We start from the raw sequence: 23984 nt of genomic DNA on the forward strand, positions 1-23984 counted from the left end.
CCCAACCGCCCGGGAAACGGGCCGCCACATTGACAGGGAGTGACCATGCATCCGGCCTTGCAGGGTTTGTTGACCGTCCTTCTCGGCGTCGGCGGATGCGTCGGGTACTTCTATTTCTCGAACCAGTTTCTGGACAAGGTGCTGTTCCCTGCCAGCGGGCCGAACGCCGGGCGGAACATCAACCGGGCGAACCAAATCCGCCCGTGGTTGTTCCTTGGCCCGGCGATCCTCGTGCTGGGGCTTTACCTGGCCTATCCGGTGGTCGCGACCTTCTGGCTTTCGCTGACTGACCGAGACCAGGGCAATGCTTTCGTGGGTCTGGCGAACTACCAGCAGATGCTGGCCGAACCGAAGTTCGTCGAGGCGATCCGCAACAACATGCTCTGGCTAATCGTGGTGCCCGCGCTGTCGACAGCGTTCGGGTTGCTTGCGGCGCAACTGACCGACCGGATCAAGTGGGGCAATGTTGCCAAGTCGATCATTTTCATGCCGATGGCGATTTCGTTCGTCGGCGCCTCGGTGATCTGGAAGCTGATCTACGACACCCGCCCCGAGGGTGCGGATCAGATCGGCATTCTGAACGCCATCTGGGTCGGCTTCGAGCCGGGCATCTGGTCGTTTCTGTTCCTGCGGCTGCTGCCGGCGGTCCTGCTGCTGGGCTTCGCCGCGATGGTCGCCTGGGGGGCGTGGCTGTTCGCGAAGCCGCTGATGGGCCGGTCGGGCCGGGGTTCATTCTGGATGGTCCCGCTTCAGTTCGCGGTCGTTGCGGCGGCGCTCTGGCTGGTATGGCTTGCGGTGACCAACACGCTGGGCGTTTTCACCGCGGAACTGCCTTATGGCCAGCCGCAGACCTGGCTGACCATCGAGCCTTGGAACAACTTCCTGCTGATGGTCGTGCTGATCTGGATCCAGACCGGTTTCGCCATGGTGATTCTCTCGGCCGCACTGCGCGGCATCCCCGAAGAAACCGTCGAGGCTGCGATCGTAGACGGCGCGAACCCGTTCCAGATCTTTTTCAAGATCAAGGTGCCGCAGATCATGACGACCATTGTTGTCGTCTGGACCACGATCACGCTGGTCGTGCTCAAGGTCTTCGACATCGTGCTGGCGATGACCAACGGGCAATGGGGCACGCAGGTTCTGGCGAACTACATGTACGACAAGATGTTCCGGTCCTTCGACTGGGGCGTCGGCTCGGCCAGCGCCATCGTCATCATGCTGCTCGTGACGCCGATCCTGGTGTGGAACGTGCGCAACGTGCGCCGCGAGATGCGCTAAGGAGGCGGGCCGATGGACAATATCGCTGGGCGCAAGTCTCACCTGACCTGGGCGGTGCACATTTCGGTGGTGCTGCTGGTGCTGATCTGGCTGTTCCCGACGGCGGGTCTGTTCGTGTCGTCCTTCCGGACCGGGGACCAGATTTCGGGATCAGGCTGGTGGGCGGCGCTTTCCACACAGGAGCGGCAGGAGCCTGCTGTGCGTATTGGTGGCGATGAGGTCGAGCGCGACGGCCAATACGTGATCGAGGGCGAGCTGTTCCCGGGCCGCGACGCCACGATCAGCGCCTGGGGCATCAGTTCCCGCGATGTCGAGGCCTACGCGCCAGGCGAAACCGCCGAAACGCGCGAGGGCAATGCGCTGACGGTCACCGAGGATGGCGCCTATTCCCTTGTCGGTCCCGAATCCTTCGAGGGCGCGCGCCTGCCGAGGGTTTTTGCAACGGCGACCTCTCCGCCGGAGTTCACCCTGGACAACTACGAGAACGTGCTGTTCAGCGGCACTTCGGGCGCGGGAGTCGGTCAATCCTTCATCAACACGGCGACCGTGGCGATCCCATCGACGATCATCCCGATCCTGATCGCCGCCTTTGCTGCGTATGCGTTGGCCTGGATGGAGTTTCCGGGCCGGGCACTGCTGGTCGCGGCGGTCGTGGCGCTGCTTGTCGTGCCCTTGCAGCTGGCCCTGATCCCGCTTTTGCAGATCCACAACGCCATCGGGATCGGCAAGACCTACATGGGCACATGGGCGGCGCACACCGCCTTCGGGATGCCGCTGGCGATATATCTGCTGCGCAACTACATGGTCGGCCTGCCGCGCGACATCATCGAGAATGCCCGTGTCGACGGCGCCACCGACTTCCAGATCTTCGTGAAGATCATTCTGCCGTTGTCTTTCCCCGCGCTCGCTTCGTTTGCGATCTTCCAGTTCCTCTGGACCTGGAACGACCTGCTTGTCGCGCTGGTGTTCCTGGGCACTGACGACGAGCGGTTGGTGCTGACCGGACGGCTGGTGAATCTGCTGGGCTCGCGCGGTGGCGACTGGGAAATCCTGGCGACTTCGGCCTTCGTGTCGATTGCGGTGCCGCTGGCGGTGTTCTTCGCCATGCAGCGCTACCTGGTGCGCGGGCTGCTTGCGGGGTCGGTGAAATGAGACAAGGGAGCGCGAACGCATGGCCGAGCTGAAGCTGACCGATGTCGGCAAGACCTACGGCGGCAAGGTCGAGGTGCTTCGGGGGATCAACCTGGACATCGCCACAGGCGAGCTGATTGTCTTCGTCGGCCCCTCAGGCTGCGGGAAGTCCACCTTGCTGCGGATGATCGCAGGGCTCGAGAAGATCACCGCCGGCACGCTCGAGATCGACGACATGGTGGTGAACGATGTGCCCCCGGCGCAGCGCGGCATCGCGATGGTGTTCCAGAGCTATGCGCTCTACCCGCACATGACCGTCTACGACAACATGGCCTTCGCCCTTCGCATCGCGAAGAAGAAGGAGGACGAGGTGCGACAGGCCGTCGAGGCGGCGGCAGAGAAACTGCAGCTGTCTGCCCTGCTGGATCGTCTGCCAAAGGAGCTCTCCGGCGGACAGCGCCAGCGCGTCGCCATCGGCCGCTCGATCGTGCGCGATCCCAAGGTCTACCTATTCGACGAGCCGCTTTCTAACCTCGACGCCGCGCTGCGCGTCGCGACACGGATCGAGATTGCCCAGTTGAAAGAGGCGATGCCCGAGTCGACGATGATCTACGTCACCCACGACCAGGTCGAGGCGATGACGCTCGCCAGCCGCATCGTGGTGCTGGCAGGCGGCGGGATCGCGCAGGTCGGCTCGCCTTTGGAACTTTACGAGCGGCCCGAGAACGAGTTCGTCGCGCAGTTCATCGGCAGCCCCAAGATGAATCTTTTGCCGGGCAAGATCACTGGGACCGGACAGCAGACGACTGTGGCGCTCGATGGCGGCGGTTCGGTCGTGTCGGATTATCCATCGACCGAGGCGATGATGGATGCGCCGGTGAATGTCGGCATCCGTCCCGAGGATTTCGTGGCGGTCGACGGCGACAGCTATGCCTATCGCGGCGAGGTTGCCATCGACGAGGCACTGGGCGAGGTCACCCTGCTCTACTACGCTGCGCCCAAGGGCGAGGAACCGGTGATCGCCAAGCTTCAGGGCATCCACCGCGACATGAAGGGCAGTACTGTCTCGCTGACCGCCGATGCGTCCAAGGTCCATATCTTCCGCAACGGCGTGTCGCTGCTCTATCCCGAAGGCCGGAACGTGACCGTCAGCCCGCACTGACGCGGCTGGACAATCGGACCATGATGGGCGAGGGCATTCGTGGTCCCGCGCGGGGGCCGGATCAGACGGAAGGACGCCTTCGTGGAACTCGCTCAGGACCCGGCTGCCCTAGACGGGCTGACCATCGCGCTGCTCGTCGCGGGACTCGCCCTGACCGGTGTGATCGCAGGCATCCTCGCGGGGTTGCTGGGCGTCGGCGGCGGTATCGTCATCGTGCCGGTGCTATTTTGGGTCCTGACGCTGCTGAACGTTGCGCCGGAATACGCGAGCCATCTTGCGGTGGCGACCTCGTTGGCCACGATCATCCCGACCTCGATTTCCTCAATGCGCTCGCACGCCAGGCGCGGTACGGTGGACAAGCCGCTGCTCAGGCTCTGGGGGCCCGGGGTCTTCGTCGGCGCGCTGATCGGTGGGCTGCTTGCAAAGGTCATTCCCGGCGACGGGCTGAGGGCGCTGTTTGGCCTTGTCGCGCTTGCAGTGGCGGTGAACATGGCGATCCCGAAGAACCTGGTGATCCAGGACCATCTGCCCATACGGGCATGGATCAACCGCACTATCGCGGGTGTGATCGGCGCGATCTCGGCGCTGATGGGGATCGGCGGCGGCACGCTTTCGGTTCCGACCCTCACCGCATTCACTTTCCCGCCGCACCGTGCTGTAGGCACCGCCGCCGCGCTGGGCCTGCTGATCGCGGTGCCCGGCGTGGTCGGCTTCGTCTGGGCCGGCTGGGGAATCGAGGATCTGCCCTGGGGCAGCCTCGGATATGTCAGCCTGCCGGCGGCGCTGCTGATCGCGCCGATGAGCTTCCTGTTTGCCCCACTCGGCGCGCGGCTTGCGCATGCACTGAACCCGGCGAACCTCAAGCGTGCCTTTGCACTTTTCCTGGCTCTGACCGCCCTGCGAATGCTGACGGCGTAACAGGCTGGCCTGCTGATCTGCATTGACGTAACAAATCAGCGGCGAAATGCCCGCACCGGGATAGAATTCCGTTGTACGGCGGCGTTCTCCGTGCAAGACAGCGGCCTCGTTCAAGAAGAGGGCCGAGGGCGGTGGATTGCCGCCCGAACGGGAGGGACGATGAGATTCTTGGGTAAACTCGCCGCGGCGATCTGCGCGTTGAACGCAGTTCTCGGAGCGGTGTTCGCCTGGCTGTCGCTGGGCATAGTGGTGGTCTGTTTCGCGGTCGTCGTACTGCGTTACGCTTTCGCCACCAGTTTCGTCTGGATGCAGGACCTGTACATCTGGCTGAGCGGAGCGATGTTCACCGCCGTCGGTGGGTTTGCACTGCTCAAGGACAGCCATGTGCGCGTCGACATCTTCTATCGTCCTGCAACCGAGCGCCGAAAGGCCTGGGTCGATCTGATCGGCTCCGTCTTGTTCCTTCTGCCCTTCATGTTCGTCGTCATCGCCTACTCATGGCCGTTCGTCAGCCGCTCCTGGTCCTATTTCGAGGGCTCGGCCAACGTCGGCGGGATGCCGGGCCTTTATATTCTCAAGACCTTCATCCTGGTCTTCGCGATCTCGGTCGCGCTGCAGGGTGTCGCGATGATCTGCCGGTCGATCCTGGTCCTTGGCGACCGCGGCGATCTGGTCCCCGACCGGATGCGCTATGACCTGCTTGCCAGCGAAGAGGGCGTCGCCTGATGGATCCCGTGCTTATCGGAGAGATCCTCTCCGGCCTGATGTTCTTCGGCATCATCGCCTTTCTGCTGCTGGGATTCCCAGTGGCATTCACGCTTGCGGGCGTCTCGCTGATGTTCGGCCTCGTGGGAATGGCCTTCGGCGTGTTCGACCCGTCGAACTTCGGCAGCCTGCCGAACCGCTACATCGGCTACATGACCAACGAGGTGCTGGTCGCGGTTCCTTTGTTCATCTTCATGGGCGTGATGCTGGAACGCTCCCGCATCGCTGAGCAGCTGCTGCTGACCATGGGCAAACTCTTCGGCAACCTGCGCGGCGGGCTTGGCCTTTCCGTCATTCTGGTGGGCGCGCTGCTGGCGGCCTCGACCGGGGTGGTCGGGGCGACCGTGGTGACGATGGGGCTTATCTCGCTTCCGGCGATGCTGCGGGCGGGGTACGACCCGCGGCTTGCGACCGGCGTGATCTGCGCCAGCGGTACGCTGGGCCAGATCATTCCGCCGTCGACGGTGCTGATCTTCATGGGGGACATGCTGTCCTCGATCAACAGCCAGGTGCAGATGGAGAAGGGCAATTTTGCGCCCGTCCCGGTCTCTGTCGGTGACCTTTTCGCCGGGGCCCTGCTACCGGGCATCATGCTGGTCGGTCTCTATATGGCCTACACGATCTTCAAGGCGATCGCAGATCCGGAGAGTTGCCCTGCGACCCCGGTCCCGCCAGAGGAGAAACAGCACCTGCTGCGTGAGGTCTTCGTCGCCCTTCTACCGCCTTTGCTGCTGATCATCGCGGTTCTAGGCTCGATCCTTGGCGGCATCGCCACCCCGACCGAGGCAGCCTCGGTCGGCGCGGTCGGCGCGATGATCTTGGCTGCACTGCGCTTGCGGCTGTCGTTCACGGTCTTGCGCGAAACGGCTGTCGCGACGGCGACGATCACCTGCATGGTGTTCATCATCCTGTTCGGGGCCTCGGTCTTCTCGATTGTGTTCCGCCTGATGGGGGGTGACAACCTTGTGCACGAGGTTCTGTCGTCGCTGCCTGGCGGACGTCTCGTAGCTGTCGCGGTGGTGATGGCGGTGATGTTCCTGCTGGGCTTCATCCTCGACACGTTCGAGATCATCTTCATCGTGATCCCGATCACCGCCCCGGTTCTGCTGGCGCTGGATATCGACCCGGTGTGGCTGGGCGTGCTGGTCGGCGTGAACCTGCAGACATCGTTCCTGACGCCGCCCTTCGGGTTTGCGCTGTTCTATCTGCGCGGCGTCGCGCCGAACTCGGTGAAGACCGGAGATATCTACCGAGGCGTACTACCCTTTGTGGTTCTGCAGATCATCGGCATCGCGATCCTGTTTATCTTCCCGCAGATCGTCACATGGCTGCCGAAAGTGGCGGCGGGCTGACGGTCGAAGGCTTCTGTCATCCCGGCAACCGAAGGCAGAGGAAATGATCGTCGCGGGACTGCCCGTTGATCCGGACGCTATCGGGATGGGTGGCCACGAGGTCGAACCCGTGCCGGCGATAGAAGGCGATCGCGCGCAGGTTTTCGGTGTCGACATAGAGTTCGAGCCGCGCCAGCCTGAGATGCCGCGCTTCCGAGATGACACCTGACATCAGCGCATCCGCGGCGCCGCCGCCCTGATGGTCGGTTCTAACGAAGAACGGGCCCAACTCGGCCCGGTGCCGGATGCGGGCGAGCGGCGATAGACGGATCCCGCAAAAGCCGACCATGTGGGTCCCACGGAAAACACCGCGCAGCGCGCCCGACCTCAGGATAGCGCCGCAACGGTCGACATCCGCAGCTTTGGCCTCGTCGAGGGTGATCAGGAAGCCAAGCGGGAAGTCCCGGGTGCCCTCGATCCGCAGGTCGCGCCAAGCCTTGGCGTCCTCCGGTGTGAGCGCGCGATAGGTGAAGGTTGACTGCATGGCGCCACCTAATCAGCCAAGAAAAAAGCCCGGGCCGAGGCCCGGGCTTCGTCGTTCGGGATGTCTGCCGGGATCAGAGATCCAGATACTGTTGCCGGGCCTGGATGAAGGCGCCGTCGATCTGCTCGGTGCGGCTGCGCAGCAGCTTCAGCGCCTCGAGGAAGCTGGCGGTGGTGCGCTTGGTCAGGTCGTCGTCGCTGTCCTGCAGCTCCTGAATCAGCTCTTTCGAGGCGGCGGCGCCAGCCTGGACGATCTCGTCCGGGAACTGCTGTACGTTCACGCCGTGGTCGTTGACCAGCGTCTGCAGCGCGCGCGGGTCGTTGGCGTAGAAGTCCGAGGCGACCTGGTCGTATTCGGCCGCGCAGACATATTCGACGATGGCCTGCAGGTCTTCGGGCAGTTCGGCGAACTTGGCCTTGTCGACGACCAACTCGGTTGCGAGGCCCGGCTCGACGAAAGACGGGAAGTAGTAGTTCTTCGCCACCTGGTAGAAGCCCAGGGCAAGGTCATTGTAGGGGCCGACGAACTCGGCGGCGTCCAGCGTGCCCGACTGCAGAGCCTGGAAGATCTCGCCGCCGGCCATGTTAGTGACGGTGGCGCCCAGCTTCTCCCATACGCGGCCGCCGAGGCCGGGGGTGCGGAAGCGCAGGCCCTTGATGCTGTCGAGCCCGGCCAGTTCCTCGCGGAACCAGCCGCCGGCCTGGGTGCCGGTGTTGCCCGACAGGAAGCCCTTGACGCCGAACTGGTCGTAGATCTCGTCCCACAGCTCCTGGCCGCCCATGTAGCGAACCCATGCGGTCAGTTCGCGCGCGGTCATGCCGAAGGGCACGCCGGTGAAGAACGACAGGGCGGTCGACTTGTTCTGCCAGTAGTAGGCTGCGCCGTGGCTCATTTCGGCGGTGCCGTCGATCACGGCGTCCAACGACTGCAGCGGCGGGACCAGTTCGCCGGCAGAGTAGACCTGAACAGTCAGCCGTCCGCCCGAGGCGGCGGTGATGCGGTCGGCCAGGCGTTGTGCGCCAACACCCAGGCCGGGGAAGTTCTTGGGCCAGGTTGTGACCATGCGCCAGGTGATCTTGTCCTGCGCGATGGCCGGTGCAGCCAGAGCGATAGCGCCAGCGCCGATTGCGGCGCTGCTGATAAACTTGCGACGATCCATCAATATCCTCCCAGACGTCGAAACCCTGCGGCTAGTTCTCAGCCACGAAGGTGCGCGCAATGGTTTTCATAGTGTCCCTGCCTTGTCCATAGCCTTGCAAGGGGCGGTGGAATCCGCGCTCTTGGGTTCCCTTGCGTCAATCTCGTTTGACAGCCCGAGGCCATCTGGCTATTCATCCTACCAAATAATCCGGCGGGCAATTCTGGCCCGACCATTGGGGGAAACGTGACCGATCCGCAGCAGCCCTGGGTATCAGGCTCGCACGCCGCCGCGCGTGCGATCGGAACCGCGATCATCAACGGAGAGTTCGCCGAGGGCGAGCGCCTGCCGCTGGAGGCTGAGCTTGCCGCCACCTTCGCGGTTTCTCGCAATACGCTGCGCGAGGCGATGCGCCTGCTGGTGGCGAAGGGCATGGTCGAGATCGCTCCGCGTCGGGGCTCGGTGGTGTTGCCGCGCGAGCGCTGGAATGCCCTCGACATCGACCTGATCGAATGGTCCACCGGACCCGCGGGTGCGGACGCCGGCTTCATGCACGAGATTCTGCGCGTCCGTGAAATGGTCGAACCCTTTGCCGCCTCGGATGCCGCGCGCAACGCGACCGAGGAGCAGGTCGCCCGGATCTTCGAGGTTCTCACGCGGATGGAGCAGACCGCCGAGGGACGCGATCACGCGGCCTCGGTCGAGGCAGACCTCGAGTTTCACCTCGCCGTCGCGGACGCTACAGGGAACCGGTTCATCGCCTGCATCGCGCGGGCGATCATGCAGGCGCTGCGGGCGAATTTCGACGCGCTGATCGCCGTGCCGGGCAACTTCCTGCGCAACGTGCCGAACCACCGTGCCGTGGCCGAGAGGATCGCCGCGCGCGACCCCGAGGGTGCGCGCCTGGCGATGCAGCAGGTGCTGCGGCAGGCCGAGTCCGACACTGACCTGATGTTCGCTTCCGAGGCTGCCGCCCGGGACGACTGATCTTCATCAACGGAGGATTTTCATGAAGACCAAACTTCTGGCGACGCTCGCCATGTCCGTGGCTTTCGCCGCTCCGGCGCTGGCCGACTACCCCGAGCGCCCGATCACCCTGATCGTGCCCTGGTCCGCCGGCGGCGGCACCGATGCCGTGGGCCGCACCGTGGCCGAAGGCCTGAGCGCCGAGCTGGGCGTGCCGGTCAACGTTGTGAACCGGACCGGCGCGGGCGGCATCGTCGGCCACACCGCGATGATCGAGGCCGATCCGGACGGCTACACCATCGGACTCGCCACCGCGGAGATCACCACCTATGCCGCGATCGGCACGTCCGAGATCGGTCCCGAGAACATGACCCCGATCGGGCTGGTGAACTTTGACGCTTCAGCCTTCAACGTGCATGCGAACAGCGAATGGGAAGACGCCGCCGCCGCGCTTGAGGCGATCAAGGCGAACCCGGGCGAGTACAAGGCCTCGGGCTTCCCGGTGGGCGCCGCCTATCACCTGGCCTTCGCGGGCTTCCTGAACGCCAACGGCATCGATCCGAAATCCGTGCCGGTCGTTCCCAGCCAGGGCGCCGCACCGGGCTTCCAGGAACTGGTCGCGGGTGGTGTCGCTATCGTCCCGTCCTCGCTGCCCGAGGCGGACTCGATGCGCAGCGCGGGCCTCGTAAAGACGCTGGCCGTGCTGTCGGCCGAGCGGCTTGAGGCCTATCCGGATGTGCCCACCGCCGAAGAGGCCGTCGGCACCGCCTCGGTCGGCGGCACCTGGCGTGGGATCGTCGGCCCCGAAGGCCTGGACGCGGACGCCGCTGGTAAGCTGGAAGCAGCGCTGCAGACCGTCTTCGAAGGCGAGAAGTTCCAGGAGTTCATGGCCTCGCGTGGCTTCGGCGTGCGCTGGCTGGCCTCGGAGGACTTCGGTGCCTTCATGACCGACGCCGCCGCTTCGAACGCCGAAGTGATCGGCAAGCTCGGCCTCGGCCAGTAAGCAAAAGGGGAGTGTCCGCGCATGAAGTTCAATGACGCGATCCTCGGGGGCGTCTTCGTCATCGTCTCGCTGCTCATCCTGCTGGAAGCGCGGACATTCCCGACCCTCCCGGATCAGCCGCTTGGTCCGGGTACCTTTCCCACGATCATTGCCGGTGTGATGCTGCTGGGCGGCGCCGGGCTTATCCTGTCGGGGCTGCGCCATCGCGCGCCTGCCCTGGCTATTGCCGACTGGATGCGCACCCCGGGCGGACTTCGCCGGATGCTGGCGGTGCCGCTGTTCGTGGTCGCCTACATCCTGCTGTCCAAACCGGTCGGCTTTCCCATCGTCGTTCCCGCGCTTCTGCTTCTGATGCTGCTCAACAACGGTGTGCGCCCGGTGAATGCGCTGCTGACCGCGGCGGGCGCGTCGCTGGCGATCTGGCTTCTGTTCGCGAAACTGCTGATGGTGCCGCTGCCGCTGGGTATCCTGACTGAGGTGATCTACTGATGGATGCGCTACTTGCCGCCACCGGCGCCGTTTTCGTGCCCGAGGTCCTGCTGGTCATCGTAGCCGCCGCGATCTACGGACTGGCCATCGGCTCGGTCCCCGGGCTGACCGCCACGATGGGCACGGCGCTGATCGTGCCGCTGACCTTCTTCCTCGACCCGATCCCGGCGATCGGCGCCATCGTCGCTGCAACCAGCATGGCGATCTTTGCCGGGGACATTCCCGGCGCGCTGCTGCGCATCCCCGGCACACCGGCCTCGGCCGCCTATACCGACGAGGCGTTCCGCATGCGCGAGAAGGGCCAGGTCGAGCTGGCGCTGGGCGTGAACCTCGTCTGCTCGGTCATTGGCGGGCTGGTGGGGGTCGCTATCCTGATCTTAGCGGCACCGCAGATCGCGCGCTTCTCGCTTGGCTTCTCCAGCTATGAGTATTTCTGGCTGGCGCTGCTGGGCCTTTCCTGCGCGGTCATGGTCAGCACCGGTCCGGCGGTTAAAGGTGTCCTGTCGCTCTGCATCGGGCTTATGCTGTCGACCATCGGTATCGACGTGGTCATGGGCATCCGCCGCTTTACTTTCGGCGATACCGAGCTGATCGGCGGCATTTCGATCATCCCGGTTCTGATCGGCATGTTCGCGATCACCGAGATCCTGCGCAAATCGGCCGACCCGCAGCAGCCGCCGCAAGTGCCGCCGCTGCGCGTGAGCGCGATGCTCCACGGCGTTGGCGGCACGATCTGGCGCTACAAGGGCGGTGTCGCGCGGTCGTCCGTGCTGGGTTCGGTCATCGGCGCGCTTCCCGGCGCAGGCGCGGATATCGCAAGCTGGATCGCGTTCGCGCTGTCCAAGCGGTTCTCGCGCACGCCCGAGAAGTTCGGCACCGGCCACCCCGAGGGCATCGTCAGCGCCTCCAGCGCCAACAACGCCTCGCTTTCGGGCGCCTATGTGCCCAGCCTCGTCTTCGGCATCCCGGGCGACACGATCACCGCGATTCTGATCGGCGTGCTGCTGATGAAGGGGATCACGCCCGGACCGATGGTTTTTGTCATGGACGCAGGCCTGGTCAACGCGATCTTCGTCGTCTTCATCCTTGCGAACCTGATCATGCTGCCACTGGGCGTTGTCGCCATCCTGGGCTCGCGCCGGTTGCTGTCCATTCCGCAGCGGGCGTTGTTCCCGGTCATCCTGCTGTTCTGTGTCATCGGTGCGTTCGCCGCCAACAACACCGTCTTCGACATCTGGGTGATGCTGATCCTCGGCCTGCTGGCCTTCGTGCTGGAAGAAAACGACTTCCCGCTGGCCCCGATGATACTGGCGCTGATCCTTGGCCCGCTGATCGAGGAAAACTTCATGAAATCGATCATCAAGTCCGATGGCCAGGCGCTCGAGTTCTTCGCGCGCCCGATCGGGGGCACGCTGGGCGCCGTTACCCTGCTGATCTGGGCATTGCTGATCTTCCTGTCGCTGCGCAAGGCGTGGCGACCCAAGGCCGAAAGGGGACTGGCATGAGCCGCACCGTCATCGTCATCGGCGGCACGACCGGCATCGGCCGCGCCATCGCCGAAGGTTTTGCCGCACAGGGCGATGCCGTTACCGCTACCGGGCACGAACTGCCGGGCGACAGCGCCGGGGGCATCAGCTTCGCCCAGCTCGACGTGCGGGAGGGCGCGGGGGTCGAAGCCTTCTTCGCCGGGTTCGAGCGGATCGACGTGCTGGTAAACGCCGCCGGCATCATCCGCCGAGGCGGCGCCGAGTTCACGCCCGAAGGCTTCGCCGAAGTCGTCGACGTGAACCTCAACGGCAGCCAGCGCTGCTGCGCGGCGGCCCATGAGGCGCTCAAGCGGGCAGGGGGGTGCGTGATCAACACCGCCTCGATGCTGACCTATTTCGGCAGCGCGACTTCCCCGGCCTATGCGGCGTCAAAGGGCGGGATCGGCCAGTTGACCAAATCGCTCGCCGTCGCCTGGGCCGCCGACGGCATCCGCGTCAACGCCATCGCTCCGGGCTGGATCGCCACCGCGCTGACCCAGGCGCTGGGCGAGAACGAGGAACGCTCGGCTGCCATCATCGGCCGCACGCCGATGCGCCGCTGGGGCCAGCCTTCCGATCTGGTCGGCCCGGCGCTGTTCCTGGCGTCGGACGCGGCGGGTTTCGTCACCGGGGCGATCCTGCCCGTGGATGGCGGCTTCGCATCGGCCTGAACAATCAGAACAAGGGGGAAACCACATGACCGATACCGAACTCTTCGATCTGCTCAAGACCCGGCTGTTTACCGCCGTTGTGGGCGATGTGCTTGATCAGATGGGTCTGCGCCGCCAGTTCCTGCCCGCCGGGATCGCGCCGCTGAAACCGGGGATGAAGATCGCCGGGCGCGCCATGCCGGTGCTTGAGGCGGACGTCTACGACGACGGCTCCGAAGCCGCGAAAGGCCCGCTCGCGCACAAGCCCTTCGGCCTGATGCTGGAAGCGCTCGACGATCTGAAGGAAGGCGAGGTCTACATCGCCACCGGTGCCTCGCTGCGCTACGCGCTCTGGGGCGAACTGATGTCGACCCGTGCGACCTATCTCAAGGCCGCCGGTGCGATTCTCGATGGCTATGTGCGCGATGCCGACGGGATCGAGGCGCTGGGCTTCCCGACCTTCTGCCGCGGCGTCTACGCCCAGGATCAGGGGCCGCGCGGCAAGGTCATCGACTACCGCTGCGCGATCGAGATCGACGGGGTGCGGATAGAGCCGGGCGCACTGCTGTTCGGCGACCGCGAGGGCGTTCTGGTGATACCCCGCGAGGCCGAGGAGGAAGCCATCCGCCGCGCCGTCGAGAAAGCCGAGACCGAGAACGAAGTCGAGCGTGCGATCAAGGGCGGCATGTCCGCCACGCAGGCGCTCGAGACATTTGGCGTGATGTGAAGGACAGAGACATGAGCGATACGCAAGACCAGGCACGAATGCCGTACCAACTGCCGATGCCGCCTGAGGCCGGTAAAGATATCGTCGTTCCTGACGCCGTTCCCACGGACGAGCGCGTCTGGGTGCCTCAGGCCGAGAACGTCTGGTTCCGGCCACTGTGCCTGAACGCCAGCCAGGGCTACTGGGTGAACATTCTCAAGGTGCGCCGCGCGGGTGTTCTCAGCCGCCACCGGCACCCGAACCCGGTGCACGGCTTCGTCCTCAAGGGCCGCTGGCAGTACCTTGAGCATGACTGGGTCGCGACCGAAGGCGGTTATGTCTACGAGCCGCCGGGAGAGACTCATACACTGGTCGTGCCCGAGCACGTCGAAGAAATGATGACGCTCTTCCAGGTGAACGGCGTGATGTACTACGTCGATCCGTGGGGCAAGCATCTGGGCTTTGAGGATGTGTTCACCAAGATCGAGATGTGCCGCAAGCACTATACCGAGGTCGGCCTTGGCACCGACTATGTCGACCAGTTCATCCGGTAGGACAGGCAAATGACCGACAGCAGGACCCTGACGCTTGAAACCGAAGTTCTCCGCCTGGTCCTGCTGCCCAAGGCCGGGGCGCGGGTGGTCGAACTGACAGACCTGCGCAGCGGCCGCAACTGGGCGCACCCGGTTCCCTCGCCCGCGCCGCTGGATGCGCCTAAGGACAGTGACGTGTTCGTCGGACGCGGTTGCGCCTGGGACGAATGTTTCCCCACCATCGCCGCCGACCCCGAGGGCGGTGCGCCCAGGGATCACGGCGATCTCTGGGACCGCCCGCACACCTGCGAGGTCAACTGCAACTCCATCCTGTCAACCTACGACGGCCCCGGCTACCGCTTCCAGCGGCGGCTGAGTGTGGAGGGCAACGCGGTGACCGCTGCCTACACCGTAATCCGTCCCGCGGACGCCGACGGCCCGATGCCGTGGATCTGGAGCCAGCACTTCATCCTCGACACCCGGCCGGGCGAGTCCCTCATCTTCGACGGGCTCGACGCATTCGACCCACCGCTACACGCTGGGCTGACGGGCAATCGTGTTCCGCATATCGAGGCTGGCATCGTCCAAAAAACCTACGCTCGTGCGCAAGGTAATGCGGCGCCGGGTATCTCGGGGCCCGACGGCGGGATCCGGTTCCGCTGGGATGGTACGCAGGCTGGATACTGTGGGCTTTGGCTGAATTTCGGCGGATTGCCTGAGCAGGCTCCCGCACATCGCATGGCCATTGAACCCGCTACCGCCCCCGCCGAGAACATCACTTCAGCGCGCACCAAAGGTGGGCTCCGCACGCTCGAACCCGGAGGGCACGCCGACTGGCAGGTGACCATCACCCTGGAGCCTCCCGCCTAGCGTGTCCTCTCGCTTGATTGACCTTGCGGAAAGTCTTGCGCCGCGCCCTGCGATTTGGCTTTTTGCCGCGATTAGCAGATTCGCGGAAACACCGCGCCAATCTGGCCTAATGCGTCAAACCACTTGCCAGCACCGCGCAACGCCGGTGTAGTGCAATGGCGCAGCGCAATCGGGAGAGGTGATGCAGAACGGCGAAGCGGCGCTTGTCGTCGAGGATATCCACAAGAGCTTCGGTGATCTCGAAGTCCTCAAGGGCGTATCGCTGTCGGCGCAAAAGGGCGACGTGATCTCGATCATTGGCGCCTCCGGCTCCGGCAAGTCAACCTTCCTGCGCTGCATCAATTTTCTCGAGACCCCGGACCGCGGCCGCATCGTCCTGAACGGCGAGGAGATCCGCGTTCGCGCCGACAAGTCCGGCCGCCTGTCTGGCGTGGATCCGAAGCAAATCCAGCACCTTCGCGCGCGGCTTGGCATGGTATTCCAGAACTTCAACCTCTGGGGCCACATGACCGTTCTGCAGAACGTGATGGAAGGCCCGGTGCAAGTCCTGAAGCGCCCGAAAGACGAGGTTCGGGACGAGGCAATGGACCTGCTCGCAAAGGTCGGAATCGCGGACAAGCACGGCTCCTATCCGGCGCAGCTTTCCGGCGGCCAGCAACAGCGCGTGGCGATCGCCCGCGCGCTTGCCATGCGCCCCGAAGTGCTGCTTTTCGACGAGCCGACTTCGGCGCTCGACCCCGAACTGGTAGGCGAGGTGCTGCGCGTGATGCGCGGTCTGGCCGACGAGGGGCGCACAATGGTCGTCGTCACGCACGAGATGGGCTTCGCCCGCGAGGTTTCGACCCGCGCCATGTTCTTTCACCAGGGACGTATCGAGGAAGAAGGCCCGCCAAGGGACCTGTTCGGTGCACCCAAGTCCGAACGCTGCAAGGCATTTCTTGCAAGCGTTCTCTGACCCCCCCAGTCCAATCAAGGGAGACTGACACATGACCATCGCGAGCAAGGCGATTGCCGCCGCCGCACTCCTAGCCTTCGCGGTCCCGGCCGCGGCCCAGACCGTACGCATGGGCACCGAGGGCGCCTATCCTCCGTACAACCTCATCAACGACAACGGCGAGGTCGACGGTTTCGAGCGCGAGCTTGGCGACCGACTTTGCGAACTGGCCGGCCTCGAGTGCACCTGGGTCACCAACGAGTGGGATTCGATCATCCCGAACCTCGTCTCCGGCAACTACGACACGATCATCGCGGGCATGTCGATCACCGAAGAGCGCGATGAGGTCATCGACTTCACTCAGCCCTACTTCCCGCCGGATCCGTCGGCTTATGTCGCAATGGCCGGCGCCGGTGAGGATGTGAAGGACGGCGTCGTCGCCGCGCAGACCAACACGATCCAGTCGGCGCACGTCGCCTCTTCCGGCGCGACGCTGGTCGAGTTCGCCAACCCCGAGGAAACCGTCGCTGCCGTCCGGAACGGCGAAGTCGATGCCGTGATCGCCGACAAGGCCTTCCTCGAGCCCATCGTCGAGCAGTCGAACGGCGAGCTGGAGTTCATCGGCGAGGATATCGTCCTGGGCGACGGTATCGGTGTCGGTCTGCGCGAGAGCGATGCCGAGCTGAAAGAGAAGCTCGATGCAGCGATCACTCAGGTAAAGGAAGACGGGACCCTGAACGAGTTGATCGTCAAGTGGTTCGGCCCGGACGCGCAGACGTTCTGATAGCTGGAGGGGGCGCGTAGCAGCGCCCCCATTCTTCTCATGTTCGAGTCCTGCGCAGATCCCTCCACCCTCAGCGGTCTTCCGTGGCTGGCCTGTTACCTCACGACGGGCAAGCATCTGGCGTTCTATTTCAGCTTCCTCGTAGTGCTAGGGCTCCTGGCGCTCGCTGCGCCGGCGTCGCTGGCGATGGGGCTGGGAGCCGCTCTGGCGAAACGGTCGTCGATTGCGCCGCTGCGCTGGCTGGCGAGCGTCTACACCTCGATGGTGAGGGGCGTGCCGGACATCATCTTCTTCCTGTTCGTGCCGATCGCGCTGGACCAGGCGCTGGAATGGACGCGGCACCATGTTCTGTGCCCCGAGGTGACCGAGCCGATCCGACGGGGTAACGACTTCGTCGTCTGCGCCGACGCCAAGCTGCCACTGTCGAGCGCCGCGCCCTGGGTGCATGAGACCTACGGATTTCTGCTGGCGCTCGTCGCCTACGCGCTGGTCTTCGGCGCTTTCGCCGCCAATGTGATGGATGGCGCGTTGAAGGCGGTGCCCAAAGGCCAGCTCGAGGCTGCGCGCGCCGTCGGCATGTCGCCTGCGCAGATCATGCGTCGGGTGCACCTGCCGCAAATGTGGATCTATGCACTGCCCGGCCTCTCGAACCTCTGGCAGATCCTGATCAAGGCGACGCCGCTCCTGTTCCTGCTGGGCGTCGAGGATGTCGTCTATTGGGCGCGAGAGCTGGGCGGGGCCAAGACGCAGATCTACGACTATCCGCACCCGGACTGGCGGGCCTACTACTTCGCCGGGCTGATGGTGTTCTACTTGCTGCTGACCTGGGCCAGCCAGCACGGCTACGAGCGACTGATGGCGCGGCTGTCTCGCGGGCAGAAGGTGATGGGCGCATGACCTGTTCCGAGGCAATAGCCGCCTATGGCCTGCGCGCCGTCGGCATCGGCGAACGGCTGCTGCCCTCGGGCGAGATCAGCCTTTGCCAGCAGGTCGTCCTGATCGGCTCTGGGCTGATCTGGAACCTTTACTTTGCGATCATGGCGCTGGTGCTGGGCTTCTTCTTCGCGACGCTGCTGGCGCTCGCCAAGTCCAGCCCGAACGGCCTCATGCGCCGCCCTGCCTCTGCGTTCATCTACCTGTTTCGGGGCACACCGCTCTTCATCCAGTTCTTCTTCGCCTACGAGCTGTTCGTGATGATCCCTCGCACCGGCTTCGAGCTGGACCTGGGCTTCGTCACCATCGGCGCGCAGACCGGCTGGATGACCAAGGCGTGGCTGGGCGCATTGATCGTGCTGTTCCTGAACACCTCGGCCTATACCGCCGAGATCTTCAACGGCGCCCTGCGCGCCGTACCGCGCGGCGACGTCGAAGCGGCGATGGCGGTCGGCATGTCTCCGCGCCAACGTTTCCGCCGGGTGGTGTGGCCGACCATGCTGCGCCTCGCCTGGCCCGCCTACACGAACGAGGCTATCTTCCTCTTCCACGCCACTACGCTTGTATTTTTCTCGTCCTTCCCGACCTGGCGGCAGGAGGGCGACGCGCTCTACTACGCCAACTACTTCGCGGAAAAGACCTTCAACCCCTTCGTCGCCTATCCGATAGCAGCCGGCTATTTCGTACTGGCAACGCTCATGCTGATCCTGGCTTTCGGCTGGGTGAACCGCCGCCTGAACCGACATTTGGCGCCGGCACAACGCGCGCGCATCCGCCTGCGACCGCAGTTCATCCGCTAACGCAGATCTACTTTTCCGTTTTCGGGGAAGGAAGTGGTGCCGCTGAAGGGACTCGAACCCCCGACCCCATCATTACGAATGACGTGCTCTACCAGCTGAGCTACAGCGGCACTTCCGTATCGCGGGCGGGGACCGCCCTCGCGATGCCCAGCGCTTCTAACGGCAGACGGCCGCGCCCGCAAGCGTCTTTCAACGTCGATCCGGGCGCGGTGATACCCGCCGCCGCTGTCAGCGGGTGCGGGTCTCTTGATCGTCGTCCGGATCCATTTCCGGGGCGTAGTCCGGACGGGGCGGGACCGGCTCGGGCTGCTGTCCGGCGCGCTCGAAACGCGGCGGACCGCCGGGCTCACCCGGTGTGACGTCGATCGTGGTGTCGGCCTGCGCCGGTTCGTCCGCTTCCGGCTCTGTTTTGGGGGCAGAAGCGGGGGGCGAGGCGGGAGTCGACACGTCGTTTGCCGATGGCGCTGCCGGGGCCGGTTCCTTGGGTGGTGCGGGTTCGGCGGGCTCGGCTTTCGGTGTTTCCGCTTGCGCCTCGAACGGTTCGTCTTCCGGCTCCTCGGGCGTGCGGCGATCCTCTAGCGCGCCAACAATCAGGGGCAACATGGCCGCGGCAGTGCTGCCAGTGTCGTCGCTTTGCGGCGGAACCTTCCAACTCAGCGTGTCGAAGCTTTGGCAGTTGTCGCAGATCGGCGCCCATTGGCCGTGGACCGTGTTGCAGCTTTCGCAGACCCAGGCCTCGCCCCGTGGGGCGTCGAGCGCCTTGGCGAGCCAGCCTCGCACGACGGTGTCTGGCGCGCCTTCGCCCCGCTCGATCGCGGCCATTAGTGCCAGGCTGCGGGCCGTTGGCCGGGTCTCGGCAAGGTTCCCCAGGGCGCGGCGTGCGCCGGGGAAATCCTCGTCGGAAAGCGCCAGTTCGGCGGCGACCATGCGCGTCTCGGGGTGGTCGGGCTGGATCTTCAAGAGCGGCTCGAAGCGCTTGCGGCGCTCAGTCGGCGACTCTTCGGGCGCGATGGCCGCGAAGGCGGCGGCCAGGTCCGGGTGCGGCGACTCGGTCCACGCCTTCTTGACGATGCGCGCCGCCTGCCGCTTGTCACCCGCCTGTGCGTGCAATTCAGCGGCCAGCGCGGCAGCCGGGCCAAAGGTCGGAGACAGCTTGTTGGCCGCATAGGCCGCCTCGCGCGCCTTGGTCTGTTCGTTGTCGGCCAAGGCGGCACGGGCATCGGCTAGGGAAAGCACCGCCTCGCGGCGCTTGCCGACGTCGCGCGGCAACGCCGACGCGCGGACTTTGGCCGCCAGCGTCTTGCGCGCACCGCCCCAGTCGTGTGCCTGAGCCTGCAGACCGAAGAGCGTGTCCAGCGTACCCTCGTGACGCGGCTGCAGCGCGAAGGCCTTCTCGGCGAGCTTCAGCGCAGTGTCGGTGTCGCCCTCGGCCAGCTTGCGGCGCAGCAGGCCCTGCACGCCGACGAACTTGGTCTGCTCGTCGGTGAGCATTTCCTTGTAATAGCTCAGCGCCCGGTCGCTGTTGCCGGTCAACTCGGCGGCCTGCGCGTTCACCAACCGGGTCAGCTGCGGCCGGTTCAGCAGGCGTTCAGCCTGCTGGGCCTTGGCCTGTGCCTTGCGCCCCTCGCCCGCGGCCAGCGCGAACATGGCCTGGGCCAGCGCGTCGAAGCCGCGGCGCTCGCGGTTGCGATCGAAATAGCGGGTGATCGCGGTCTGGTCGCCGGTCAGGAAACGCAACAGCGCTACCAGGAAGCCGACGATCTTAAGGATGACCCAAGTGGCCAGCAGAAGAACCAGAAGCGCGATCACAAAGCCCAAGGGGGACAGGGTGAACTCGCGTCCGACGAAGGCGATGCGAACCTCGCCCGGTGCTTCCAGCAGCAGCCCGGCGCCATAGGCGAGCCCGGCAGCGACACAGATGAACAGAAGGATCTTGAGGAGTGACCAGAGCATTTGGCGAAGGTCCTTTCAGGTCAGTTCTGCGCCGACAGCGCGGCATTCAGCTCGGCAAATCCGCTGCGGGCGGAGACCCGGGCCTCGGCACGCCGGATCCAGTCGCCCATGGCGGCGGCGGCGGGCGCAGGCAGGGCCTGAAGCTCCTCGACGGCGGCGCCGAGATTGTCCTGCGCCAGTGCGGCTTCGGCTCGGCTGAGGATCGCGTCGGTGCTGTCGCCCTCTTGCGGGGTCAGCGACCGGCTGGCCACCTGCGACTCCAGGAAGCCTGCAATGCGGCCGCTCAGCCCGGATTCCTGCCGTTCGTCGCGGATCGTCGCGCGGATTGCTTGGTGGGCCGCGTCCGGGAAGCTTCCACGCAGCGAGACCAGGGTCGCGACGCCATTGGGCGCGGCGGAAACCAGTCCCTCGGCCAAGGTCTGATCGGTGTTCGCGCGGATCCGCTCAAGCGCGTCCTCATAGGGCTCGCCGGAGGACAGCGCGGCCTCGATGGTGGCAATCGCCGCACGGGCGACCGCCAGCGACTGGACCTGCTCGGCCTGCGTCTCGGCGGCGGCAACCTCGGCGTCGGCTTCGTCCAGACGGCGCTGAACGGCGGTTTCGACCTCGTCGATCCGCTGAGCCAGCCCGCCCTGCTGGTCGGCAAGGCTCGCCACCTCGGCACGCATGCCTTCGACCGCGGCCTGGAACTGGTTCAATTCGGCAAGCTGCTCGTCGCTCAGACCCTCGGTCTGCAATGCGCTGAGCCCCGAAAGTTCGGCTGACAGGCCCTCGAGCCGCGTTTCCAGCTGCGACAACCGGCCCTCGACGCTGGCGCCGTCGATTGCGGCCATGCGGTCATCAAGCTCCGCGAGGCGCGTTTCCACTTCGGCAAGCTGCCCCGCCAACCTCTCCTCGGCGTCCCCAGCGGCCCGGTTGGCAAGCGCGGTCGCTTCCTCGGCGTCAATGCCCGGCACGATAGCTTCGATTCGGCCGCCAAGCTCCGCTTCCAGCGCGGCAATCCGTGTTTGGCTCAAAGACTCTCCGGGGAGGAGGTGGACCTTCACCGGATCGAGCGCCGACGGCAGGTGCGGGGCGACCCGCGGTGCGGCCCAAAGCGCGAGACCGCCGCCGACAAGCAGCAGGACCAGCGCAGTCAGGACACGGGAGGCCAGCGACCGGGAATGCTCTTCCTCGGTGTCGTGGCCGTAGTCGTCCTCTTCGGTCTCGGTCGGATAGATCGGTGCTTCGGCGACCGGATCGCTGCCGTCCTTCACCAAAGGTGCAGTGGCAAGCGCCGCGCCGACGGTTTCGCCATCGCTACGGGCGTCGGTGTCAGCGCTGGAATCGCCTTCGGTCTTCTCCGCTTCGGCATCTTCGGGAGTGTCGACAGCCGCATCCTCGGAGAGCACGAGCGCCGAATCGTCCGGCTCATCAGTGTCCGAAGCCTCTGCTTCAGGCTGCTCGGGGACTTCTTTCAAGCCCTCGGCATCCGACCGGTCTTCGACCTGATCGGCCTCTCCGGGTTTCTTGTCCGGATTTTCGTCGGAATTCTGTGACTTGGACATGAACGTGCCGCCTTGGAACTGTCTGCTGGTCGGAAGATGTTTTTGGCCGGATTCCCCCACTAAGTTCTAGAGGTAGCGCAAGGCCCTCACAACCCAAACGGCCGGGTCCGGACGATTCACCGCGCCTCGGCACTGCGCATGAGCGCCAGCATGCCGCTTGCCGATGGTGTATTGGCCACCAGAACGCGCCCGCCAAGACCCGGGGATGCCGCCGTTGCGACCGCCGGACTCAAGCAGAAAACGATCGACCCGGCGGGCAGCGTTCCTCCTTCCAGCGCTTTGCGCAGCAGCCGGGCGGTGCGCGGAGAGAACAGGGTGACACCGCCGAAGCGCCCCACTTCGAGGTCCCTGCGGATCGTTTCGGGCAGCGGCCGCGCGATCTGATCATAAAGTACCACTTCTGCCGTTGGATGTCCCCGCGCGGTCAACTGCCCCGCAATGTCCGCCGCCGCATGTGCGCCGCGCACGTGTAGACTGCGCGGCCCGCGAGGTTCGGCGGCCAAGGTGCGCAGCATGCCTTGCGCATCGGGACCGGCGATCCGTGCCTCCAGCCCGATTGCCTGCGCGGCCTGCGCGGTTCCCTCGCCGACGCAGACCGCGGGCAGGTCACGGCGCTCGCTGGCCGCAGCGAAGGCTTCAACGCCATTGGCGGAGGTGAGGATCAACCGGTCGATCCCGTCCAGCGGCACGGGGCCAGGGTGATAGCGGATCTCGATCAGAGGTGCGGTGACGCAATCCCAGCGGCCTGGCATGGCCTGCTCGACCTGGGCGGCGAATGCCTCTGCCTGCCGCGCGGGGCGGGGGATCAGAAGCCGGGGCTTGTCACACTGCCGCGAGGCATCAGGTTGCGCGTTCATGCCCCCGGTGGTACCGGGCGCGCGACTTCTTGGCAAACAAACGCCCGGCAGGAGCACCAGGCCCGATGACCATGCCAGACCTGTGCCTCGGAATCGAGAGCAGCTGCGACGAGACCGCGGCCGCCGTCGTCACGTCCGACCGGCGCATCCTGTCGTCGGTGGTCTACGATCAGGCGCTGCTGCATGCGGCCTATGGCGGTGTGGTGCCCGAGATCGCGGCCCGCGCCCATGCCGAGCGCGTGGATCTTTGCGTGGCCGAGGCGCTGAAACAGGCCCAGGTGGCGCTGCCGGACCTTGACCTGATCGCGGTCACGGCAGGACCCGGGCTGATCGGCGGCGTGCTGGCCGGGGTGATGTGTGCCAAGGGCCTGTCGGTCGCCTCTGGCGTGCCGCTGCTGGGCGTGAACCACCTTGCCGGTCATGCGCTGACCCCGCGGCTGACGGACGGGGTGGACTACCCTTACCTGCTGCTGCTGGTCTCGGGCGGGCATTGCCAGTTCCTGGCCGTCCACGGGCCGCAGGACTTCCGGCGGCTGGGCGGGACCATCGACGATGCACCGGGCGAGGCCTTCGACAAGACCGCACGCCTGCTGGGCCTGGGCTATCCCGGCGGTCCCGAGGTCGAGCGGCAGGCGGCGCAGGGCGACCCCAAGCGCTTCGCTTTTCCGCGTCCGCTGCTGGACCGGCCTGGCTGCGACATGTCCTTTTCCGGGCTGAAGACGGCCGTGCGCCGCGCGGTCGACAAACTGGTCGCGGAACAGGGCGGGCTGACCCGCGCGGATCGGGCCGATTTGTGTGCCGGTTTCCAGGCTGCGACGGCGGACGTGCTGGCCGAGAAGACCCGCCGCGCACTGGCCGACTTCGGCGGGAAGGCCCCGGTGCTGGCCGTCGCGGGTGGTGTGGCGGCGAACAAGACCATCGGCGGTGCGCTCCGCAAGGTGGCGGACGAGGCAGGCGCGGGTTTCCTGACGCCTCCGTTGAGCCTGTGCACCGACAATGCCGCGATGATCGCCTGGGCGGGGATCGAGCAGGCGGCGGCGGGCGCGACCTCGGACCTGACGCTGATGGCACGGCCTCGGTGGCCGCTGGACCAAGGGGCGGCACCGTTGCTCGGCGCGGGCAAGAAGGGCGCGAAGGCTTGAACTCGCCGCCCGGCTGGGCAATCT

At 65.6% G+C, this 23984-nt stretch carries 24 protein-coding genes and 1 tRNA gene; 19 read left to right on the forward strand and 6 right to left on the reverse strand.

Going from position 1 to position 23984, the window contains the following annotated elements; all coding sequences use genetic code 11:
- The first annotated feature begins 45 nt into the window (after positions 1–45).
- The 6 genes from ACW9UR_RS19510 (at position 46) to ACW9UR_RS19535 (ending at position 6606) form a co-directional block, all read left to right on the forward strand.
- A complete protein-coding gene (locus ACW9UR_RS19510; protein ID WP_458918736.1) occupies positions 46–1278 on the forward strand; it encodes a carbohydrate ABC transporter permease in 1233 nt (410 codons plus the stop codon).
- A 12-nt stretch (positions 1279–1290) separates the two neighbouring features.
- On the forward strand, positions 1291–2430 hold the full coding sequence (locus tag ACW9UR_RS19515) for a carbohydrate ABC transporter permease (protein ID WP_458918737.1): 1140 nt from the start codon (positions 1291–1293) through the stop codon (positions 2428–2430).
- Between the two features lie 19 nt (positions 2431–2449).
- Entirely contained in the window at positions 2450–3571 is a 1122-nt protein-coding gene (locus ACW9UR_RS19520; protein ID WP_458918738.1) for an ABC transporter ATP-binding protein, read from the forward strand.
- A gap of 81 nt (positions 3572–3652) precedes the next feature.
- Positions 3653–4489: a sulfite exporter TauE/SafE family protein gene (locus ACW9UR_RS19525; RefSeq protein ID WP_458918739.1), complete on the forward strand. Its 837-nt coding sequence runs from the start codon at positions 3653–3655 to the stop codon at positions 4487–4489.
- Between the two features lie 159 nt (positions 4490–4648).
- Complete coding sequence (locus tag ACW9UR_RS19530) at positions 4649–5215, forward strand: TRAP transporter small permease subunit (RefSeq protein WP_458918740.1); 567 nt, start codon at positions 4649–4651, stop codon at positions 5213–5215.
- Positions 5215–6606, forward strand: a complete 1392-nt coding sequence (locus ACW9UR_RS19535) for a TRAP transporter large permease (protein ID WP_458918741.1) — start codon at positions 5215–5217, stop codon at positions 6604–6606. Before ACW9UR_RS19530 ends, ACW9UR_RS19535 begins: the two co-directional genes overlap by 1 nt.
- 16 nt (positions 6607–6622) lie before the next feature.
- On the opposite strand, the gene ACW9UR_RS19540 is transcribed toward ACW9UR_RS19535, so the two are convergent.
- Complete coding sequence (locus ACW9UR_RS19540) at positions 6623–7129, reverse strand: GNAT family N-acetyltransferase (protein WP_458918742.1); 507 nt, start codon at positions 7127–7129, stop codon at positions 6623–6625.
- A 73-nt stretch (positions 7130–7202) separates the two neighbouring features.
- Positions 7203–8288 carry a TRAP transporter substrate-binding protein gene (locus tag ACW9UR_RS19545; protein ID WP_458918743.1) on the reverse strand — a complete coding sequence of 362 codons (1086 nt, stop codon included), beginning with the start codon at positions 8286–8288 and terminating at the stop codon, positions 7203–7205.
- A gap of 225 nt (positions 8289–8513) precedes the next feature.
- Between ACW9UR_RS19545 and ACW9UR_RS19550 the strand changes: the two genes are divergently transcribed.
- From ACW9UR_RS19550 to ACW9UR_RS19605, 12 genes are all read left to right on the forward strand, one after another.
- Complete coding sequence (locus tag ACW9UR_RS19550) at positions 8514–9254, forward strand: FadR/GntR family transcriptional regulator (protein WP_458918744.1); 741 nt, start codon at positions 8514–8516, stop codon at positions 9252–9254.
- 22 nt (positions 9255–9276) lie between these two features.
- Positions 9277–10236: a Bug family tripartite tricarboxylate transporter substrate binding protein gene (locus ACW9UR_RS19555; RefSeq protein WP_458918745.1), complete on the forward strand. Its 960-nt coding sequence runs from the start codon at positions 9277–9279 to the stop codon at positions 10234–10236.
- 21 nt (positions 10237–10257) lie between these two features.
- Positions 10258–10725 (forward strand): tripartite tricarboxylate transporter TctB family protein, encoded by a 468-nt coding sequence (locus ACW9UR_RS19560; protein ID WP_458918746.1) that lies wholly within the window; start codon positions 10258–10260, stop codon positions 10723–10725.
- On the forward strand, positions 10725–12230 hold the full coding sequence (locus tag ACW9UR_RS19565) for a tripartite tricarboxylate transporter permease (protein WP_458918747.1): 1506 nt from the start codon (positions 10725–10727) through the stop codon (positions 12228–12230). The genes ACW9UR_RS19560 and ACW9UR_RS19565 overlap by 1 nt, the downstream gene beginning before the upstream one ends.
- Positions 12227–12922, forward strand: a complete 696-nt coding sequence (locus ACW9UR_RS19570; RefSeq protein ID WP_458918748.1) for an SDR family NAD(P)-dependent oxidoreductase — start codon at positions 12227–12229, stop codon at positions 12920–12922. The genes ACW9UR_RS19565 and ACW9UR_RS19570 overlap by 4 nt, the downstream gene beginning before the upstream one ends.
- A gap of 25 nt (positions 12923–12947) precedes the next feature.
- A complete protein-coding gene (locus ACW9UR_RS19575; protein ID WP_458918749.1) occupies positions 12948–13628 on the forward strand; it encodes an RraA family protein in 681 nt (226 codons plus the stop codon).
- Positions 13629–13639: 11 nt separating this feature from the next.
- The gene (locus ACW9UR_RS19580) at positions 13640–14161 is read left to right on the forward strand and encodes a 2,4'-dihydroxyacetophenone dioxygenase family protein (protein WP_458918750.1); all 522 of its coding nucleotides are present in this window, start codon (positions 13640–13642) and stop codon (positions 14159–14161) included.
- Positions 14162–14170: 9 nt separating this feature from the next.
- Positions 14171–15010 (forward strand): hypothetical protein, encoded by an 840-nt coding sequence (locus tag ACW9UR_RS19585; RefSeq protein ID WP_458918751.1) that lies wholly within the window; start codon positions 14171–14173, stop codon positions 15008–15010.
- Positions 15011–15191: 181 nt separating this feature from the next.
- Entirely contained in the window at positions 15192–15965 is a 774-nt protein-coding gene (locus tag ACW9UR_RS19590) for an ABC transporter ATP-binding protein (protein ID WP_458918752.1), read from the forward strand.
- Positions 15966–15996: 31 nt separating this feature from the next.
- Positions 15997–16728 (forward strand): transporter substrate-binding domain-containing protein, encoded by a 732-nt coding sequence (locus ACW9UR_RS19595; protein WP_458918753.1) that lies wholly within the window; start codon positions 15997–15999, stop codon positions 16726–16728.
- 39 nt (positions 16729–16767) lie between these two features.
- On the forward strand, positions 16768–17625 hold the full coding sequence (locus tag ACW9UR_RS19600) for an ABC transporter permease (protein WP_458918754.1): 858 nt from the start codon (positions 16768–16770) through the stop codon (positions 17623–17625).
- Complete coding sequence (locus tag ACW9UR_RS19605; protein ID WP_458918755.1) at positions 17622–18461, forward strand: ABC transporter permease; 840 nt, start codon at positions 17622–17624, stop codon at positions 18459–18461. The genes ACW9UR_RS19600 and ACW9UR_RS19605 overlap by 4 nt, the downstream gene beginning before the upstream one ends.
- A gap of 34 nt (positions 18462–18495) precedes the next feature.
- Here ACW9UR_RS19605 and ACW9UR_RS19610 read toward each other — a convergent pair.
- The 4 genes from ACW9UR_RS19610 to ACW9UR_RS19625 all read right to left on the reverse strand — a co-directional run bounded on the left by ACW9UR_RS19610 (position 18496) and on the right by ACW9UR_RS19625 (position 22818).
- Positions 18496–18571 (reverse strand) — tRNA-Thr (locus ACW9UR_RS19610).
- A gap of 118 nt (positions 18572–18689) precedes the next feature.
- Entirely contained in the window at positions 18690–20414 is a 1725-nt protein-coding gene (locus tag ACW9UR_RS19615) for a heme biosynthesis HemY N-terminal domain-containing protein (RefSeq protein WP_458918756.1), read from the reverse strand.
- 20 nt (positions 20415–20434) lie between these two features.
- The gene (locus ACW9UR_RS19620) at positions 20435–21961 is read right to left on the reverse strand and encodes a COG4223 family protein (protein WP_458918757.1); all 1527 of its coding nucleotides are present in this window, start codon (positions 21959–21961) and stop codon (positions 20435–20437) included.
- Between the two features lie 116 nt (positions 21962–22077).
- A complete protein-coding gene (locus ACW9UR_RS19625) occupies positions 22078–22818 on the reverse strand; it encodes a uroporphyrinogen-III synthase (RefSeq protein ID WP_458918758.1) in 741 nt (246 codons plus the stop codon).
- A gap of 71 nt (positions 22819–22889) precedes the next feature.
- Between ACW9UR_RS19625 and tsaD the strand changes: the two genes are divergently transcribed.
- Positions 22890–23960: a tRNA (adenosine(37)-N6)-threonylcarbamoyltransferase complex transferase subunit TsaD gene (gene tsaD / locus ACW9UR_RS19630; RefSeq protein WP_458918975.1), complete on the forward strand. Its 1071-nt coding sequence runs from the start codon at positions 22890–22892 to the stop codon at positions 23958–23960.
- The last annotated feature ends 24 nt before the right edge of the window (positions 23961–23984 follow it).

The organism is Halovulum sp. GXIMD14794 (genome assembly GCF_054457455.1).

Excerpts from the sequence above, each read along its gene's own strand:
- ACW9UR_RS19510 (WP_458918736.1), top strand. The coding sequence starts at position 46 with ATGCATCCGGCCTTGCAGGGTTTGTTGACCGTCCTTCTCGGCGTCGGC.
- ACW9UR_RS19515 (WP_458918737.1), top strand. The coding sequence starts at position 1,291 with ATGGACAATATCGCTGGGCGCAAGTCTCACCTGACCTGGGCGGTGCAC.
- ACW9UR_RS19520 (WP_458918738.1), top strand. The coding sequence starts at position 2,450 with ATGGCCGAGCTGAAGCTGACCGATGTCGGCAAGACCTACGGCGGCAAG.
- ACW9UR_RS19530 (WP_458918740.1), top strand. The coding sequence starts at position 4,649 with ATGAGATTCTTGGGTAAACTCGCCGCGGCGATCTGCGCGTTGAACGCA.
- ACW9UR_RS19535 (WP_458918741.1), top strand. The coding sequence starts at position 5,215 with ATGGATCCCGTGCTTATCGGAGAGATCCTCTCCGGCCTGATGTTCTTC.
- ACW9UR_RS19540 (WP_458918742.1), bottom strand. The coding sequence starts at position 7,129 with ATGCAGTCAACCTTCACCTATCGCGCGCTCACACCGGAGGACGCCAAG.
- ACW9UR_RS19545 (WP_458918743.1), bottom strand. The coding sequence starts at position 8,288 with ATGGATCGTCGCAAGTTTATCAGCAGCGCCGCAATCGGCGCTGGCGCT.
- ACW9UR_RS19555 (WP_458918745.1), top strand. The coding sequence starts at position 9,277 with ATGAAGACCAAACTTCTGGCGACGCTCGCCATGTCCGTGGCTTTCGCC.
- ACW9UR_RS19560 (WP_458918746.1), top strand. The coding sequence starts at position 10,258 with ATGAAGTTCAATGACGCGATCCTCGGGGGCGTCTTCGTCATCGTCTCG.
- ACW9UR_RS19565 (WP_458918747.1), top strand. The coding sequence starts at position 10,725 with ATGGATGCGCTACTTGCCGCCACCGGCGCCGTTTTCGTGCCCGAGGTC.
- ACW9UR_RS19570 (WP_458918748.1), top strand. The coding sequence starts at position 12,227 with ATGAGCCGCACCGTCATCGTCATCGGCGGCACGACCGGCATCGGCCGC.
- ACW9UR_RS19575 (WP_458918749.1), top strand. The coding sequence starts at position 12,948 with ATGACCGATACCGAACTCTTCGATCTGCTCAAGACCCGGCTGTTTACC.
- ACW9UR_RS19580 (WP_458918750.1), top strand. The coding sequence starts at position 13,640 with ATGAGCGATACGCAAGACCAGGCACGAATGCCGTACCAACTGCCGATG.
- ACW9UR_RS19585 (WP_458918751.1), top strand. The coding sequence starts at position 14,171 with ATGACCGACAGCAGGACCCTGACGCTTGAAACCGAAGTTCTCCGCCTG.
- ACW9UR_RS19590 (WP_458918752.1), top strand. The coding sequence starts at position 15,192 with ATGCAGAACGGCGAAGCGGCGCTTGTCGTCGAGGATATCCACAAGAGC.
- ACW9UR_RS19595 (WP_458918753.1), top strand. The coding sequence starts at position 15,997 with ATGACCATCGCGAGCAAGGCGATTGCCGCCGCCGCACTCCTAGCCTTC.
- ACW9UR_RS19600 (WP_458918754.1), top strand. The coding sequence starts at position 16,768 with ATGTTCGAGTCCTGCGCAGATCCCTCCACCCTCAGCGGTCTTCCGTGG.
- ACW9UR_RS19605 (WP_458918755.1), top strand. The coding sequence starts at position 17,622 with ATGACCTGTTCCGAGGCAATAGCCGCCTATGGCCTGCGCGCCGTCGGC.
- ACW9UR_RS19615 (WP_458918756.1), bottom strand. The coding sequence starts at position 20,414 with ATGCTCTGGTCACTCCTCAAGATCCTTCTGTTCATCTGTGTCGCTGCC.
- ACW9UR_RS19620 (WP_458918757.1), bottom strand. The coding sequence starts at position 21,961 with ATGTCCAAGTCACAGAATTCCGACGAAAATCCGGACAAGAAACCCGGA.
- ACW9UR_RS19625 (WP_458918758.1), bottom strand. The coding sequence starts at position 22,818 with ATGAACGCGCAACCTGATGCCTCGCGGCAGTGTGACAAGCCCCGGCTT.
- tsaD (WP_458918975.1), top strand. The coding sequence starts at position 22,890 with ATGCCAGACCTGTGCCTCGGAATCGAGAGCAGCTGCGACGAGACCGCG.